The sequence below is a fragment of the Bifidobacterium sp. SKU genome (genome assembly GCF_026016405.1).
In the GTDB taxonomy this organism is placed as follows: domain Bacteria; phylum Actinomycetota; class Actinomycetes; order Actinomycetales; family Bifidobacteriaceae; genus Bifidobacterium; species Bifidobacterium bifidum.
In genome coordinates, this window is record NZ_CP092890.1 from 640,048 (window position 1) to 654,658 (window position 14,611).

Below are 14,611 nucleotides of genomic sequence, written 5' to 3' on the forward strand. Positions count from 1 at the left end.
GGAACGGCACGAGCCGCCGGAACCGCCGCATTCGGCGGATGATGCCGCACCGCATGGTCAGCCGGAGACGGAGCATCCTCAGGATGAATCCACATCCCAAAGCGAACAGGCCGGTTCGGCGGCAGAGCCGGGCTCCCCGTCCGATGAGGGGGGCGAGACGAAGCCGAGGCGCGCGCACAAGCTGCCGCCGGCGCCGCCGGCCCAACCGGGGCATCGCGACAGGCATGCCGGAAAGGCCGGTAGCGCTGATGATGCCGACGGTGCTCGCAACGAGGAGGACAATCGATGAGAATGCGTTTTATCCTGTCTGAAACCTGGACCAGCCTGCGGCGCAACGTGTCCATGATCATCTCGGTCATGCTCGTCACGTTCATCTCCTTCGTGTTCATCGGCGCGTCCGTGCTGATACAGGCGCAGATCACCAAGGCGAAGGGCGACTGGTACGACAAGGTCGAGGTCGTGGTGTGGCTGTGCCCGGACGGCACCAGCCAGTCGGCGTCCTGCTCGACCGGCAAGGCGCCGACCCAGCAGGAGATCGTGGATCTTGAGGACGTGATCAACAATGAGCTCGGCAGTGACGTGTCAAAGATCACGTACATGAGCCGCGAGGAGTTCTTCAAGAACACGTTCCTCAAGCAGTACCCGAACGGCGTGTACGAGGGACGTACCCTCACCGCCTCCGATATGCAGGATTCGCTGCGTCTCAAGCTCAAGGACCCGACCAAATACCAGGTGGTGTCGGAGGTGCTGACCGGGCGCACGGGCGTGGAGGCGGTTGTCGACCAGCGGCAGATCTTCGACCCGGTGTTCTCGGTGTTGAACCGGGCCACCGTGGTCACCGTCGTGCTGGCCGGTGTCATGGTGGTCGTCGCCATCATGCTGACCGCGACGACGATTCGCATGAGCGCCGCCTCCCGGAAGAACGAGACAGAGATCATGCGTCTGGTGGGTGCTTCGAACTGGACGATTCGATTGCCGTTCATCCTGGAGGGCGTGGTGGCGTCCCTGCTGGGATCGCTGCTGGCGGTCGGCGCGCTGAGCGGCATCGTCAAGGTGTTCGTCACCGATTGGTTGGCGACCAGCGTGCAGTGGATGCCGTTCATCACGCAGACGACGGTGTGGCTGACCGCCCCCGTGCTGGTGGTGGGGGCCATGCTGCTGTCGGCGGTTGCGTCCGCGGTATCGCTGCGACGCTATCTCAAGGTGTGACTTGCCGCCGCGTGACGTCCGGGATGCGCGAAGTATGAGATGAATCATTTCGCTGCCGGATGACACGCGGCGCATTTATCCAGTTTAATTCGTTACAATACATTCAAATACGGCATTAATGGAAGGGCGACAACAATGGTGAAGATGGCGAAACGTGGGGGTACGTTCACCGCTTTGGCGCTTGCCGCCGCAATGGCCCTGGGGGCGGGATCAGTGGCCGTGGTCGCCCCGCCCGAGCAGGCCGCTGCGGTTACGGAGTATGAATACCAGCAGAAGGTATCGAACCACAACAGCCTCAAGAAGCAGCTGACCGGCGTCGATTCCAAACTTGCCGATCTCATCATCTCGTTGAATGACCTGACCGAGAACCAGATTCCCGCCGCGCAGAAGGCCGTACAGGAGGCCCAGCAGAAGGCCGAACAGGCGAAGAGCCTCGCAGAGGCGACTACGGCGCGGCTTGAGGCGGCGAAGAACGACCGGACCTCGCTTGAGGAGAAGATCAAGCAGACCGGTGAGGATTACGATGACGCCAAGGATGCGGTCGCTCAGCTCGCGCGCGAAAGCTTCCACGGCTCGGACGCCTCCACCCTGATGGACGTGGTGACCAATGCCACCACGACCGAGGACTTCGTCAACAAGATGCAGTCGGATGCCGCTGTCACACGCAGTGAGGCGAATGCCGCCGACGCCGCGGCCACCAGCCTCAGCACGTCGATGAACCGCAAGGAACGTCTCACGGCCATCGAGGACGAGATCACCCAGCTCAAGGGCCAGGCGGACAGCCAGGCGGCCAGCGCGCAGCAGGCCGCTGAGGATGCGGCGTCCAAGCAGAGCGAGCTGGAGGCCTTGCGCAAGAAGAGCGACGAGGAACGCGCCCAGCTGGAAGCGCAGAAGAAGAGCCTGAGCACCAAGGAAGCGCAGGAGGCCGCCGAACTGGTGTCGATGAAGGCCGAGATCGATTCGTGGAGCGTGCAGAACAACACCGGTTCGGCGAATGCCGGCACCGGCGGACAGCAGCAGATCAAGCCCGGCGCCGGCAGCGGGTCGGGCAGCGGCTCCGGTTCCGGTGCCGGCTCCAGCAAGCCCGGTTCCGGTTCCGGCAAGCCCGGCTCCGGTTCCGGCAATGGTTCCGGTTCGGGCGGATCCCAGCCCGGCGGATCGGGACAGGCCAACGGCATGAACTACACGGTGCCCGGCAACTGCTATGAGGGCATGCCGGTGTGCTACGGGCACAGGACCGGCAACACGGTGGGCGGCAGCGCCTACCCGTGGAGCCAGTGCACGTGGTATGCGTACCGTCGCCGCGTGTACTACTACCATCTGCCCACCGGCTCATACATGGGCAATGGGCAGGATTGGGCGAACACCGGCCGCAGCCTCGGCTATCTGGTCAACCGCACGCCGCACGTCGGCGCCGCGATGGTGTTCCGTGCAGGCCAGCTCGGCGCCAACAGCCGTTACGGCCATGTGGCGGTCGTCGAGCGTGTGAACAGCGACGGATCCGTGCTGATCTCCGAGTGCGGCGCCAGCCTTCAGGGCGTGGCGCAATGGCGCACGATTTACAATGCTGGTAATTTCCAATACGTGCATTACTGAGTTCCGGGTGGTGTTTTCCGATTCGTCCGGTCACGGCCCGTGCAAGCGGGTCTGGTCTCATGATGTCTGTGTTGATGTGAGTGATTGAAGAGGAAGACCATGGCAAAGGAACAGGGCACTGTGCTCATCGCACAGAACCGCAAGGCCCGGCATGATTACCTGATCGAGGACAAGTACGAGGCGGGACTGGTGCTGACCGGGACCGAGGTCAAGTCGCTGCGCGAGGGGCGGGCGTCGCTCGCCGAGGCGTTCGTCTCCATTGACCGTCGGGGTGAAATGTGGCTGGAAGGTGCCAATATCCCCGAATATCTCAACGGCACGTGGAACAACCATGCGCCCAAGCGCAAGCGCAAGCTGTTGCTGCATGCGCAGCAGATCGTCAAACTGTCCCGTCAGATCGAGGCCAAGGGGTACACCATCGTGCCGCTCAGCCTGTATTTCAAGGATGGTCGGGCGAAGGCCGAGATCGCCCTCGCACGAGGCAAGCGCGAGTTCGACAAGCGCCAGGCGCTGCGTGAGGAGCAGGACAAGCGCGAGGCGCTGCGTGCCATGCGCTACAAGAACATGCGCTCCCGGTGAGAGCCGACGGACGGAAAGCGCTGTGGACAGGCCGCACCGGTGGGTGAGTGAGGAGCCCCATATCCCGTTCGATATCGACGTGGTGTATGAGGATGCCGGCATCATCGTCATCGACAAGCCGCATTTCCTCGCGACGACCCCGCGCGGCATGTGGTATCGGCAGACCGCGCTGATTCGGCTTCGCGAGATGTTCGACGAGCCGGACATCACGCCCGCGCATCGGCTGGACCGGCTCACCGCCGGCATCGTCGTGTTCGTGAGGGATCCAGCGCTGCGGGGCGCATACCAGATGATGTTCCAGGGCCGGAAGATCAGCAAGACCTACGAATGCCTGGCTCCGTGCCGGCCGACGACACGGCCGCGATACGGCACCGTCGAGCGGCTGGACCCTCCTGCCGTGTTCCCGCTGCGCCGACGTTCGCACATCACCAAGCTGCGTGGCGTGCTGCAGGCGTTCGAGGAGCCGCAGGCCGTCAATGCCGAGACGGTGATCGATCTCGCGGCGGAAGGATATCCCTCGATGGGCGGGCGCTTATGCCACGGGAGGAACGGTCTGCGCGCCTACGAGCTGCACCCGCTCACCGGCAAGACCCATCAGCTGCGCGTGCACATGAACTCGATAGGGTTGCCGATCCATGGCGATGATTTCTATCCGCGTATCGTCGAACGCGCCTATGACGACTTCTCCACGCCGCTGGAACTGGTCGCGCGGTCATTGCGCTTCACCGACCCCGTCAGCGGGGAGCCGCGCGAATTCATCTCCCGCATACCTCTGGGTTGGTGAAGTTTACTTCACTTTTTCTGTTGACGTATTCGCGTCTTGGCGGTAATATGAAGTTAACTTCATGAGAAGTAAGCTTCATGTTATGGAAGGAATTGATTGAAGACAAGAGTGAGAGAACTGCGAAAACAATCAAAGCTGACGCAACAGCAATTGGCCGACTTGGTCCATGTTTCAAACAGAACGATTATTTCCATCGAAAAGGAACAATATAGTCCATCGCTAATGTTGGCCTACCGAATTGCGGAAGTGTTCGGCGTGACTGTCGAAGAATTGTGTTGTCTCAAAGAAAACAGGGAATTGGAGGATAAGGATCAGGAAGCGAATTAACAATGTGAGGAGTCTCGTTACGGCGATCGTGGTTCTGATTCTGGGAATTGTTCCGCTTGCCTGGAGTGTGATTGATTTTCTTCTTCGCCTTTACTCAATCAAGTATTGACAGCCAAGCCGAAAAGGTCACGGACGAACGCGATAGGTATATTGCGATGAAAAGCAGCAGGAAAGTCCTGCTGATCGCCAATTACGTAATTGGTGCCGGTGAATTCCAGGGACAGCAGATGGTATTCCAGGTCGTTGGGGTCTGGCCCCTCATCCACGAATCCGAAGCGAGAGAACAAATCCATGCTTGGCTTGTTGCGTGGATCCACTTGAGTCAGCACGAGCGGCGTGCGATTGGAACGCCACGCATCATCACGAAGTCTCATAATCACCGAGGTGAGCAGCGTGTCTCCGAGATGTTGCCCCCGTACCTTCAGCGCGGTGGCGATGTACGAAATCTGGTAGATGCCTTCGTGCTCCTTGGTGGTTTCCACGCCGACACCGTATTCGCAGAAGCCGACCACTTCATCATGCAGGGGAATGTCCCCGGATACGACAAGAAGCGTGCGCATAACTCCGGTCGGGGTCTTGCGCACGCAGAGACCGCGTATATATCTCTGTGGATCCATCGCCCATTCGGGGTCTCCTGGCTTGCAGCACAGGAACTGTCTGAGGGCTGTCTGATGGTCTCTGGAGCATTCACGCTCGATGACGAGATTCAGATTCATCGACGGTGTCTTCCCGGGTGTTTGCCCTGCGTGACAGATAGTGGCGAGCGCTGTTGGTCAGCTTCATCCATTTCTCGTCCACTGCGTTGCGCGGCTTGCCGTCCTCAGGCGGCGCGTATGCCGGAATCAGTTTCACACCGGTGCCTGATATTGGCGGTGTTCCGCCGTTTCGTAATGTGTGGGCAATAAGGGACTCGAACCCCTGACATCCACCGTGTAAAGGTGGCGCTCTAACCAACTGAGCTAATTGCCCGCAGACTCACACTGTATCGTATAGTCTGTATCGGGACGCCGGCCGAGTGTCGTTGGGTGGAATTCCGCCGTCGGTCGAACCGTGGCGATGCTGTGCTTGCCGGCGCATGATATATGCCGTAATCGTGCGAAAGACGTGTGAGGATGCCGTTTTGCTGGGCCAAATGTGAAGCTGCGTCTCAACACTCACGTAAAGTGTGCAAGAGAAGTACTATCCGTAGGAGGTCGATACACCAATGGCGCATCAAGACGGGGCAGATAAAGGCGCATCGGGGATCGCTCGCGTTGGGAAGCGCAAATGGGGATACGATCCCGATCAGGTGGACGCTTTCCTGGATCGTGCACATGCGCTCTACGAGAGCGAGGATGCCCATCTCACGCAGCAGGACATCCAGAACGTGTCCTTCGATCTGAGCAAGGGCGGGTATGACATCACCCAGGTTGATGCGGCGCTGTCTCGGCTGGAGCAGGCCGTGGTCGACAAGCAGACGACGCGGGAGATTACCGAGCACGGTCGTGTGGCGTGGAAGGCCCAGACCGAAGAGCTGTACCGTCAGGTATGTGAGCACGCCGACCGCGGAACGGGGGAGCGGTTCGCGCGCGGACATGATCGCCGGCCGTCGTACGACCGCAAGCAGGTCGACCGACTGATCGACCAGATCGTGGACAAGGCCGCCGCAGGCCTTGGCGTGGACGGCGTGAGCGAACAGGACGTGCGCAAGCTCGCCGATCTGAATTCCGGTGCCGTCTCCAACGTGGTGTTCACGCAGCGCAAGGGCAAGAACGGCTATGACGAGCGTCAGGTCGATTATTACCTCAACTCGTGCGTGCAGTTGCTCAGCCGTCTCGAATCGTTCGCGCGCGTCTCCGATTATGTCGGTGGCGGTCACGAATCCGGCGGCAGCCGGCGTTCGTCCGGTGCAAGGAGCGCCTCCGACGCGGGTGTGACGCCGTTGTTCGGCGCGGACAACGCCTATGCACATGCGCCGTCGCCGGCGCGGCAGGGAGCGGAGCCTCAGTCCTTCGCACCCGCGAACGAATCGTTCCATGCCCTCCATGAGGCAGAGGAGGCGCTGTTCTCATCGCAGACGGCCGACGAGCCGAGCGTCGCGGCCGATGCGCAGTCCGTTCCTCCCTCGTTCGCTCCCGCCGGCATGTCCGGCACGGTCGTATCCGCGCCCGCCTCAGCGCTTCCATCCACGTTCTCGGCCGGAGCCTCCGCCCCGGAGCCGCAGTCGTCGTTGGCGGCGCTGTCCCGGCGCACCGGCAGAAGCGTGAGCTCGAGCAACGTGAGCGCGGATCATGCCACGGCTCCTGCCCCGGCGCCGGAGATTCCGTCTCCGGCCATCCCGGCGGCACCGGCATCATTCGCCCCTTCGCACGCCGCGGTATCCGATCAGCCGGCCGCAGTCGCCGAGCCCCAGGCTCCCGAACGCGTTGCCAAGTCCGTGAAGGTTTCCGCGGAGCCAGTTGCAGCCGCACCCGCCGTTGCTCCCTCCGCGCCGGCCCCCATGCCGGTCTTCGATCAGCCCGTGGCCTCCGACGCCCATACCGATGCCAGTGTCGAGGCCCTGCCGTCGTTCGCGCCGTCCTCGTCGCCGTCGGCGAACGTTCCCGTTCATGCCGTAGACGATGCCGCGCAGACGCAATCCGATGACTCTCACAAGTCATCGTCGGATGACCTGTTCTCCAGCATGTACCTCAGCCCGGAAAGCAAGCTCGATTTCGACATCCCCGACCTGTCGTTCCCCACGCTCAACACGGGCGAGTTCTATAGCGGACTGAGCGGTTTCGGCAAGGACAACGACTGACCATTTCGTCGGCGCGGGAAGACAGATACACCACAGAAGACATAAAGAAGCATTGCAATGAGCCAGCATAGGAATACGGTTGTCATTCTCGGATCGACCGGTTCGATCGGCACGCAAGGTCTGGATGTCATCAGTCGGCATCCGGAGCGGTTCACCGTCACCGGTCTGGCCGCCGGAGGCGCGCATGTGCGGCTTCTGGCACAGCAGGTCGCACGTCATCATGTGCCGCAGGTGGCCGTATATGACGAGGCCGCCGTTCCGGCGCTGCATGAGGCACTTGAGGAGGTCGGAGCTCGGTACACGCAGATTCAGGCCGGGCCGCAGGCGGTCAACGCCATCGCCGGTTCCGGTGCCGACCTGGTGTTGAACGGCATCACGGGCTCGGTCGGACTCGAACCATCCATTGCGGCGCTGAGGGCTGGCTCTCAGCTGGCGCTCGCCAACAAGGAATCGGTCGTCGCAGGCGGTCACCTGCTTTTCGGCGCGCAAGTGCGCGATGACCAGATCAATCCCGTCGACTCGGAGCATTCCGCCATCTGGCAGTCGCTGCGGTCCGGCACCCACGCCGAGGTCAGCAGACTGGTCGTCACGGCCTCGGGCGGTCCCTTCCGCGGCTGGAAGCGCGCCGACATGAGCGACATCACCCCTGAACAGGCACTCAACCACCCCACGTGGCATATGGGACCCGTGGTGACCATCAACTCGTCCACCCTGATGAACAAGGGACTGGAGGTCATCGAGGCGAGCCGTCTGTTCGACGTGGCGCCGGATCGCATCGTCGTGACCGTGCACCCGCAATCCATCGTGCACTCGATGGTGGAGTTCGTGGACGGAGCGACCGTCTGCCAGGCGTCCCCGCCTGACATGCGGCTGCCGATCGCCTTGGGCCTGTCGGCGCCTGATCGTCTGGGTGACGTCGCGGCGGCGTGCGACTGGACGCATGCTAGCGAGTGGACGTTCGAGCCGCTGGACGACGAGGCGTTCCCCGCCGTCGCGTTGGCGCGCGAGTGCCTACGCGCGTCGGAGAAGCATACCGCGGTGCTCAACGCAGCGAACGAGCAGGCCGTGCATGCCTTCCTCGACCATCGACTGCCCTATCTGGGCATCGTCGACACGGTCAAGGAGGTCGTCGACGCGATGGACGGGGAGCTTCGCGGCAACCCGCTGTTCGCATCCGTGGAGGAAATGGGTCAAGTCGAGCGTGAGGCGCGCCGGCGAGCCGATGATTTGATAAACAGTCAGAAGTGAATCATTCGCGCGACCGCGCCCGGATTGATGGCATGGCACAGCCATGCGATCAATCAGTCATGCCCCGGCATGGATGTGGTGTCGCGCATAATCGAACAGGAAAGACCAATCATCAGCATGAGCGCGTTGCCGCAAACCAGTGCACAGACGTCCGCGACCACAGGAACGGCGTCGGCCGTGACAGGATCGTTCCGCAAGACCGGAGAGCCGGATATCAGCGAGAGCCCGTTGCATCCGCGCCGCAGATCGCGTCGCATCATGGTCGGGCCGGTGCCGGTCGGCGGCGGCGCCCCCATCTCCGTGCAGTCGATGACCAACACGCTCACCGCGAACGTGCCGGCCACGCTGCAGCAGATCGCCGAGCTCACCGCCGCAGGCTGCGACATCGTGCGCGTAGCGGTGCCCAGCCAGGATGACGCCGACGCCTTGCCGCAGATCGTCGCCAAATCGCCGATTCCAATCATCGCCGACATCCACTTCCAGTCGAAGTACGTGTTCCAGGCCATCGACGCCGGCTGCGCGGCCGTGCGCGTGAACCCCGGCAACATCCGCAAATTCGATCAGGTCGGCCCCGACATCTGCAAGGCCGCCACCGACGCGGGCGTCAGCCTGCGCATCGGAGTCAACGCTGGATCGCTCGACAAGGAGCTGTACGCCAAGTACGGCGGTCCCACGCCCGAGGCGCTCGTCGCCTCCGCGCTCAAGGAAGCCCACATGTTCGAGGACGTCGGCTTCCGCGATTTCAAGATATCCGTCAAACACCACGACGTGATTACGATGGTGCAGACCTACCGGCTGCTCGCATCCAAGGGCGATTGGCCGCTGCATCTGGGAGTCACCGAGGCGGGGCCGGCATGGCAGGGCACCATCAAGTCATGCCTCGCGTTCGGCGCGCTGCTGGCCGAAGGCATCGGCGACACGATCCGCGTGTCCCTGTCCGCACCGCCCGTCGAGGAGGTCAAGGTCGGCTGCAAGCTGCTGGAGTACATGGGACTGCGCAAGCGCAAGTTCGACATCATCTCATGCCCGAGCTGCGGTCGCGCCCAGGTCGATGTCATCCAGCTGGCGAACGCGGTCACCGAGGGACTCAAGAACGTCACCGCGCCCATTCGCGTCGCCGTGATGGGATGCATCGTCAACGGGCCGGGAGAAGCCCGCGAGGCCGATCTCGGCGTGGCTTCGGGCAACGGCAAAGGACAGATCTTCATCAAGGGCAAGGTCATCGAGACCGTGCCGGAAGACCAGATCGTCGAGACGCTGCTCGCGCGGGCCAACGACATCGCCGCCCAGATGGAGGCCGACGGACAGGTGCCGGTAGGCGCCACCGGCCCTGTCGTCATCCCCATCCAGCATCCGAACGCGATGAACGCCGTTCGCTGAGGATTTTCATCGGCGTCCGGCCGCCGTCGCCGCCGGCATCCGGCCGGACGGCCTGAGCGCGGCCGGATGCCGTCAGCTCACAGCGCAGAAGACCGGCGGATTGGCTAGTATGGTTGCGTGTTGAATCGGCAGCGTAACAGGTTTCGTATCCGCCGCGGCGAACGTCCCGCAGACGGGAAGTCGCGCGTATCCGACGAATCGGCCGCATCGCGGCGGCAACCGGGCGACAAGGTGTCGCCGGCCGCCTGGACGCGATGGCACCGTCTGATGTGCACCGTGCCGATTTTCATCATCCTCATCGGCCTGCTGGTGTTCGTCTCCAATGCGACGACCATGCCGTGGAACAATGAGCCCACAGGGCAGACTTTGTCGACACTGTCCGCCGATACCGGCGTGACGTTCGACAACCCGGGCGGCGTTCACCTTGCCAAGCGCGGCGAGTACGAGGTGAGCGAGCGGTCCGTATGGTTCGACGCGAAGAGACCATCAACGGGCGAGATCCAACGCACGCATGTCATCATCCGCGAGCCTGTCGGCGTCTCCGGGAAGCTGCCCGGCATGGTGTTCATGCACGGCGCGGGCTACGGTTCCGCCGTCGATTCGTTCGGCGACATGGCCTATGACCTGTCGTCCGCGGGATTCGTCACCGCCGTGCTCGACAAGCCGGTATGGTCCACGAACGACATAACGCGCGATTATACGGGCTCGGCGGCCGTCTATGACGAAGTGATCCGCATGTTGCGCGGCCTCGACAACGTGGATGACAGGGAGGTCGGCATCTACGCGACCTCGGAATCGACATGGGTGTCGTCATATCTGCTGGACATGGACAAGGACATCGCGTTCCAGGTGCTGCTCAGCCCGATGGTGTTCACGCCGCGACAGGCGATAGGGTTCCTCGCCGCACAGGATTTCGCGCTGGTCGGAGCCCATGACGGATACCAGTCGATAGTCCGGCGCGTGTTCAACATCGATTCCGCGCTGTTCGGCGTCACGCTTCCCGACGTCCATACGCTCAAGCCGAGCGCGTATTCGATTCCGACGCTGGTAGCGTATGGATCGAAGGACGTGATGACCGCCCAGGTGGAGGGCGTGGAGGCGATCGTGGACATGGCCCTGCGCACGGGCAACCATGACGTGAGCATCCGCGGCTATCCCGTGGCCAATCATGTGCTCCGATTGGGCGACGAATCCGAAACCGGGACGCCGTTCGCGGACCAGTACGCCGATGACGTGGTGGATTGGGCGGTCGGCACGGCGAAGGGCCTGCACCAGACGAGCGAGCGCGTGGGAGGCGTGAACCTGTATCAGTCGATAGCAGTGCCGAAAGACCTGAAGGCGAATCGCGGACTGACGGTGTACGGGCTGCTGCTGCACGTGTTCATGGTGTTCATGATGGTGCTTTCGCTGGTCATCGCCGTGGTCGCGCTGGTGGTGAAGATACGCGCGATGATCCGTCGCACCGGTCCGGCGCTGGGGTTCTCGCATGGTTTCGGCAACCAGCTGCTCACTCTGACGGTCGCTACCGTGGCCACGCTGGCCCTGTTCGGCGCCGGTCTCGGACAGGTCATCATGGGTGTGGTGAAGATTGCCTGGGGCGGTGCCCCTCCAGAGAAGCCCGGACTCATGTATTGGAGCTGGCCGGTCATCCAGGTGGTGTGCACAGTGGTGGTGTGGGCGTGGTCCCGCGTGTTGGCCCGTCTGATCGAAGTGGCGTCGCTGCGCGGTGTCATCCGGTTCCCTCCGCGCAAGGGCGCGATCGGGGATGTGATGACCGGCCGTGATCCAGTGTTCGCCTCGACCAGACTTGGACGCGTGCTGTTCTGGGTGACGGCCGTCACCATGCTGTCGGTTCTGCTGATGTTCGCGTTCTGGGGATTGTTCGTCTACTGACGGCGCTCGCCGCAGCGAACGGTGGCGGAACCAATGGATACGCGAGGAACGGGAGGAAGCGCTTATGCCGCTGTATCGTGACGAAGGCGTCGTGTTGCGTACGGCCAAACTCGGTGAAGCCGACCGCATCGTCACCTTGCTGACCCGCAGCCATGGCAAGGTCCGAGCCGTGGCGAAGGGCGTGCGCCGTGTGAAATCACGGTTCGGCGGGCGGCTGGAGCCGTTCATGCGAGTTGACGTGCTCATCGCCACTGGACGGACCCTGGACGTGGTGTCGCAGGTCGAGTCCATTTCGGCGTATGCGGCTCCGATCTGCGCCGATTACGGGGCGTACGGCATCGCCAATGTCATGGTGGAGACCGCCGACAAGCTGGTGTCCGCCGAAGGGGAGCGGGCCGTCGCGCAGTACCGTCTGCTGGTCGGCGGGCTGAACGCGCTGGCGCGTCACGCGCATCCGGCGACGGCGATCGGGGAATCCTATGTGCTGCGTGCGTTGGCTTTGGCCGGGTGGACTCCGCGGCTGCATTCATGCGTGGTGTGCGGACGGCATGTCGCCGTCTCGCCGGTCGCCGGGGAGAGCGGCGATGACGGGGGTGCCGGGGAGGGCCACATGTCGGGCCCGATGTTCTTCTCCCCGTCCGCCGGCGGGCTGATGTGTTCGACCGACCGCACGCCCGATGCGAAACGCATCGACCCGGACGAGGTGGTGCAGCTCTCGGCGGCGGTCGACGGGGATTGGGGAGTGCTTGACGGGGCTCCGCCGGATGCGCGGGTGTTGCGATTTGTTGAAGACTGGGGCGAGTATTATCTGGAACGCCCCATTCGTTCCTTGCGCTTGCTAGATTAGCGGTATGGCTTTTGAAAACGTCGATTACACGTCGCTGGACATTCCGGCGGCGCCATTTTCCGATCCTGCGCGTATCCCGGATTTCCCGAAGAACAAGGTGCCCCGTCATGTGGGCGTGATCATGGACGGCAACGGCCGCTGGGCGCAGCAGCGCGGGCTGGTGCGCACGGACGGCCATCAGGCGGCCGAGCCCGTGGTGTTCGACACGATCGCCGGTGCGATCGAGGCCGGCGTGCGGTATCTGAGCCTGTACACGTTCTCGACCGAGAACTGGAAGCGCTCACCGCAGGAGGTGCGCTTCCTGATGGGGTTCTCGCGCGAGATCATCCACCGTCGTGTCGCGCAGATGGACGATTGGGGCGTGCGAGTGCGCTGGTCCGGTCGCCGCCCGAAGCTGTGGAAGTCGGTGATCGACGAGCTTGAGGTGGCCATGGAGCGCACCAAGCACAACAAGGTCATCGATGTGGTGTTCTGCATCAACTACGGTGGCCGCGCCGAGATCGCCGACGCCTGCGCCGAGATCGCGCGCGAGGTGGCGGCGGGACGCATCAAGGGCGACCGCGTCACCGAGAAGATGATCGCCGACCACCTGTACAACCCCGACATTCCCGATTGCGATCTGGTGATCCGCACCTCCGGCGAGCAGCGCACGTCGAACTTCCTGCCGTGGGAGGCCGCCTACGCCGAGCTTGATTTCGTGCCTGAACTGTTCCCCGACTGCGGCCGCGATGTCCTCTGGCGCTCCATCGACCACTACATCCACCGCGATCGCAGATTCGGCGGTGTGAAGAAGTAGGATTCCCGTTTCGCCCTGTGTTGGCGGGTCTGTTGTGAGGCGACCGGGAGAGCGCTCCTCGGGCGTCAAGACCACCCCCAGTTTCGCTCCGCTCAACAGCCCCCGCCAGTGGGGGGGGGCGAGAAGAGGAAAGCTGCTCAGTAGCAGTCCCAGGTGTAGAGGACGCGTGAGAAGTCAAGCCGTTCCAGATCGCTGGGGGAGATGAAGAAGTTCGCCACGCCGGAGTCGCCGAACGACACATCGTTGGTCGAATCGATCTGCAGCAGCAGGTCGGTCGCCTTGTTCCACAGCGGATCCCTGTCATCATGCGGGTCGCTTTGCGTGAAGATCGGGTATCCGCCGACCTGGTGCCCGCCCGACATCAGCAGTGCGGCGAGCGAGTCGCGAATCTCCGCCTCATGTTCGCGGAAGAAGCCGTGGTCGTACTCGTTGAGCGTGCTGACGCAGCTTTGCAGCCGTCCCTCGAACCGGTAGTCAGTAGGCGTGATCGTCTGCTTGCCGACCTGTGCGACTAGCCGTCGCTCGGTGTCGGGGTCGTTGAACGGCAGCACCGTGTCGTCATGCCAGGCGGGTTTGACGACACGGTTGGCATGCAGTGCGGTGACCGGCACGTTGGGGAGGTAGCGCACGCGCCACGAGCGTTGCGACTGCGGGTTGTCGTAGTCCGCTCCGTACAGGGTGTCCTCGCCGTCGATGAAGAACTGCAGCAGTCCTTGGGCGGGGAATCCGCGCAGCTGCGGCAGTTGGCTGAAGTTCAGCTGGGCCAGCAGATACAGCGGGTCTCCGGTGTCGAGATTGCGTGGCGCCTTCATGCCTTCCGGCACGTAGAACGCGCCGCCGAGCTTGCTGTCGGTGATCTGTGCGGGGGAGTCGTCCTCGGTCAGACGCAGCACCGGCATTTCGGTGGAATATCGCAGCAGTTGCGAAAGTTTCTCGGCAACGTAGTCGGTGATCCTGGGGATGTGCGCGGTGTCCTCGTAGGCGGCGTTTCGCTGGGATCTGCCGGTGACGCCAAGCTGGTCGATGGGGTTGCGGGGCCCCTCTTTGTCCACTTTCCCTACGATTTCCTGGGACGGTGTGTCACGACCGAATAATTTGTCCAGCAATCCCATGTGATTCCCCGTTTTCAGATCATCATCCTTGCACAGGAAAGCCTAGCAGCTGAAAGGCGAT

At 62.9% G+C, this 14,611-nt stretch carries 14 protein-coding genes and 1 tRNA gene; 11 read left to right on the top strand and 4 right to left on the bottom strand.

Annotated elements, in window-relative coordinates:
• Window positions 1-285: 285 nt before the first annotated feature.
• The 5 genes from ftsX to MMB49_RS02700 all read left to right on the top strand — a co-directional run bounded on the left by ftsX (window position 286) and on the right by MMB49_RS02700 (window position 4,495).
• Window positions 286-1,209 (top strand): permease-like cell division protein FtsX, encoded by a 924-nt coding sequence (gene ftsX, locus MMB49_RS02680; RefSeq protein WP_003812215.1) that lies wholly within the window; start codon window positions 286-288, stop codon window positions 1,207-1,209.
• 135 nt (window positions 1,210-1,344) lie between these two features.
• Window positions 1,345-2,805 carry a CHAP domain-containing protein gene (locus MMB49_RS02685; RefSeq protein WP_013363207.1) on the top strand — a complete coding sequence of 487 codons (1,461 nt, stop codon included), beginning with the start codon at window positions 1,345-1,347 and terminating at the stop codon, window positions 2,803-2,805.
• 99 nt (window positions 2,806-2,904) lie between these two features.
• Window positions 2,905-3,384, top strand: coding sequence for an SsrA-binding protein SmpB (gene smpB, locus MMB49_RS02690; protein ID WP_003812219.1), 480 nt, complete (start codon window positions 2,905-2,907; stop codon window positions 3,382-3,384).
• A gap of 43 nt (window positions 3,385-3,427) precedes the next feature.
• Window positions 3,428-4,168, top strand: coding sequence for a pseudouridine synthase (locus tag MMB49_RS02695; protein ID WP_171842372.1), 741 nt, complete (start codon window positions 3,428-3,430; stop codon window positions 4,166-4,168).
• Between the two features lie 108 nt (window positions 4,169-4,276).
• The gene (locus tag MMB49_RS02700; protein WP_003812223.1) at window positions 4,277-4,495 is read left to right on the top strand and encodes a helix-turn-helix transcriptional regulator; all 219 of its coding nucleotides are present in this window, start codon (window positions 4,277-4,279) and stop codon (window positions 4,493-4,495) included.
• Between the two features lie 98 nt (window positions 4,496-4,593).
• Here MMB49_RS02700 and MMB49_RS02705 read toward each other — a convergent pair whose 3' ends face one another.
• From MMB49_RS02705 to MMB49_RS02715, 3 genes are all read right to left on the bottom strand, one after another.
• Window positions 4,594-5,055, bottom strand: a complete 462-nt coding sequence (locus tag MMB49_RS02705; RefSeq protein WP_229940929.1) for a GNAT family N-acetyltransferase — start codon at window positions 5,053-5,055, stop codon at window positions 4,594-4,596.
• A gap of 127 nt (window positions 5,056-5,182) precedes the next feature.
• Window positions 5,183-5,347 carry a hypothetical protein gene (locus tag MMB49_RS02710; RefSeq protein ID WP_003812227.1) on the bottom strand — a complete coding sequence of 55 codons (165 nt, stop codon included), beginning with the start codon at window positions 5,345-5,347 and terminating at the stop codon, window positions 5,183-5,185.
• A 43-nt stretch (window positions 5,348-5,390) separates the two neighbouring features.
• Window positions 5,391-5,464, bottom strand: a tRNA-Val gene (locus MMB49_RS02715).
• Between the two features lie 235 nt (window positions 5,465-5,699).
• On the opposite strand from MMB49_RS02715, the gene MMB49_RS02720 reads away from it, so the two are divergent.
• The 6 genes from MMB49_RS02720 (at window position 5,700) to MMB49_RS02745 (ending at window position 13,438) form a co-directional block, all read left to right on the top strand.
• Window positions 5,700-7,274: a DivIVA domain-containing protein gene (locus tag MMB49_RS02720; RefSeq protein WP_047271676.1), complete on the top strand. Its 1,575-nt coding sequence runs from the start codon at window positions 5,700-5,702 to the stop codon at window positions 7,272-7,274.
• 57 nt (window positions 7,275-7,331) lie between these two features.
• The gene (gene dxr / locus MMB49_RS02725) at window positions 7,332-8,522 is read left to right on the top strand and encodes a 1-deoxy-D-xylulose-5-phosphate reductoisomerase (RefSeq protein WP_047271678.1); all 1,191 of its coding nucleotides are present in this window, start codon (window positions 7,332-7,334) and stop codon (window positions 8,520-8,522) included.
• Window positions 8,523-8,639: 117 nt separating this feature from the next.
• Window positions 8,640-9,902 carry a flavodoxin-dependent (E)-4-hydroxy-3-methylbut-2-enyl-diphosphate synthase gene (ispG, locus tag MMB49_RS02730; protein WP_080959375.1) on the top strand — a complete coding sequence of 421 codons (1,263 nt, stop codon included), beginning with the start codon at window positions 8,640-8,642 and terminating at the stop codon, window positions 9,900-9,902.
• A gap of 267 nt (window positions 9,903-10,169) precedes the next feature.
• The gene (locus MMB49_RS02735; protein WP_047271679.1) at window positions 10,170-11,795 is read left to right on the top strand and encodes an alpha/beta hydrolase family protein; all 1,626 of its coding nucleotides are present in this window, start codon (window positions 10,170-10,172) and stop codon (window positions 11,793-11,795) included.
• 64 nt (window positions 11,796-11,859) lie between these two features.
• The gene (gene recO, locus MMB49_RS02740; protein WP_047271681.1) at window positions 11,860-12,642 is read left to right on the top strand and encodes a DNA repair protein RecO; all 783 of its coding nucleotides are present in this window, start codon (window positions 11,860-11,862) and stop codon (window positions 12,640-12,642) included.
• A gap of 4 nt (window positions 12,643-12,646) precedes the next feature.
• On the top strand, window positions 12,647-13,438 hold the full coding sequence (locus MMB49_RS02745) for an isoprenyl transferase (RefSeq protein ID WP_003812239.1): 792 nt from the start codon (window positions 12,647-12,649) through the stop codon (window positions 13,436-13,438).
• Window positions 13,439-13,575: 137 nt separating this feature from the next.
• On the opposite strand, the gene MMB49_RS02750 is transcribed toward MMB49_RS02745, so the two are convergent.
• Window positions 13,576-14,550: a YwqG family protein gene (locus MMB49_RS02750; protein ID WP_047271683.1), complete on the bottom strand. Its 975-nt coding sequence runs from the start codon at window positions 14,548-14,550 to the stop codon at window positions 13,576-13,578.
• Between the last annotated feature and the right edge of the window lie 61 nt (window positions 14,551-14,611).

What these genes read in the sequence shown, in the direction of transcription:
- MMB49_RS02745 (WP_003812239.1), top strand. Translation starts at nt 12,647, where the DNA reads ATGGCTTTTGAAAACGTCGATTACACGTCGCTGGACATTCCGGCGGCG.
- smpB (WP_003812219.1), top strand. Translation starts at nt 2,905, where the DNA reads ATGGCAAAGGAACAGGGCACTGTGCTCATCGCACAGAACCGCAAGGCC.
- recO (WP_047271681.1), top strand. Translation starts at nt 11,860, where the DNA reads ATGCCGCTGTATCGTGACGAAGGCGTCGTGTTGCGTACGGCCAAACTC.
- MMB49_RS02750 (WP_047271683.1), bottom strand. Translation starts at nt 14,550, where the DNA reads ATGGGATTGCTGGACAAATTATTCGGTCGTGACACACCGTCCCAGGAA.
- MMB49_RS02720 (WP_047271676.1), top strand. Translation starts at nt 5,700, where the DNA reads ATGGCGCATCAAGACGGGGCAGATAAAGGCGCATCGGGGATCGCTCGC.
- MMB49_RS02685 (WP_013363207.1), top strand. Translation starts at nt 1,345, where the DNA reads ATGGTGAAGATGGCGAAACGTGGGGGTACGTTCACCGCTTTGGCGCTT.
- MMB49_RS02705 (WP_229940929.1), bottom strand. Translation starts at nt 5,055, where the DNA reads ATGCGCACGCTTCTTGTCGTATCCGGGGACATTCCCCTGCATGATGAA.
- ftsX (WP_003812215.1), top strand. Translation starts at nt 286, where the DNA reads ATGAGAATGCGTTTTATCCTGTCTGAAACCTGGACCAGCCTGCGGCGC.
- ispG (WP_080959375.1), top strand. Translation starts at nt 8,640, where the DNA reads ATGAGCGCGTTGCCGCAAACCAGTGCACAGACGTCCGCGACCACAGGA.
- dxr (WP_047271678.1), top strand. Translation starts at nt 7,332, where the DNA reads ATGAGCCAGCATAGGAATACGGTTGTCATTCTCGGATCGACCGGTTCG.
- MMB49_RS02735 (WP_047271679.1), top strand. Translation starts at nt 10,170, where the DNA reads ATGTGCACCGTGCCGATTTTCATCATCCTCATCGGCCTGCTGGTGTTC.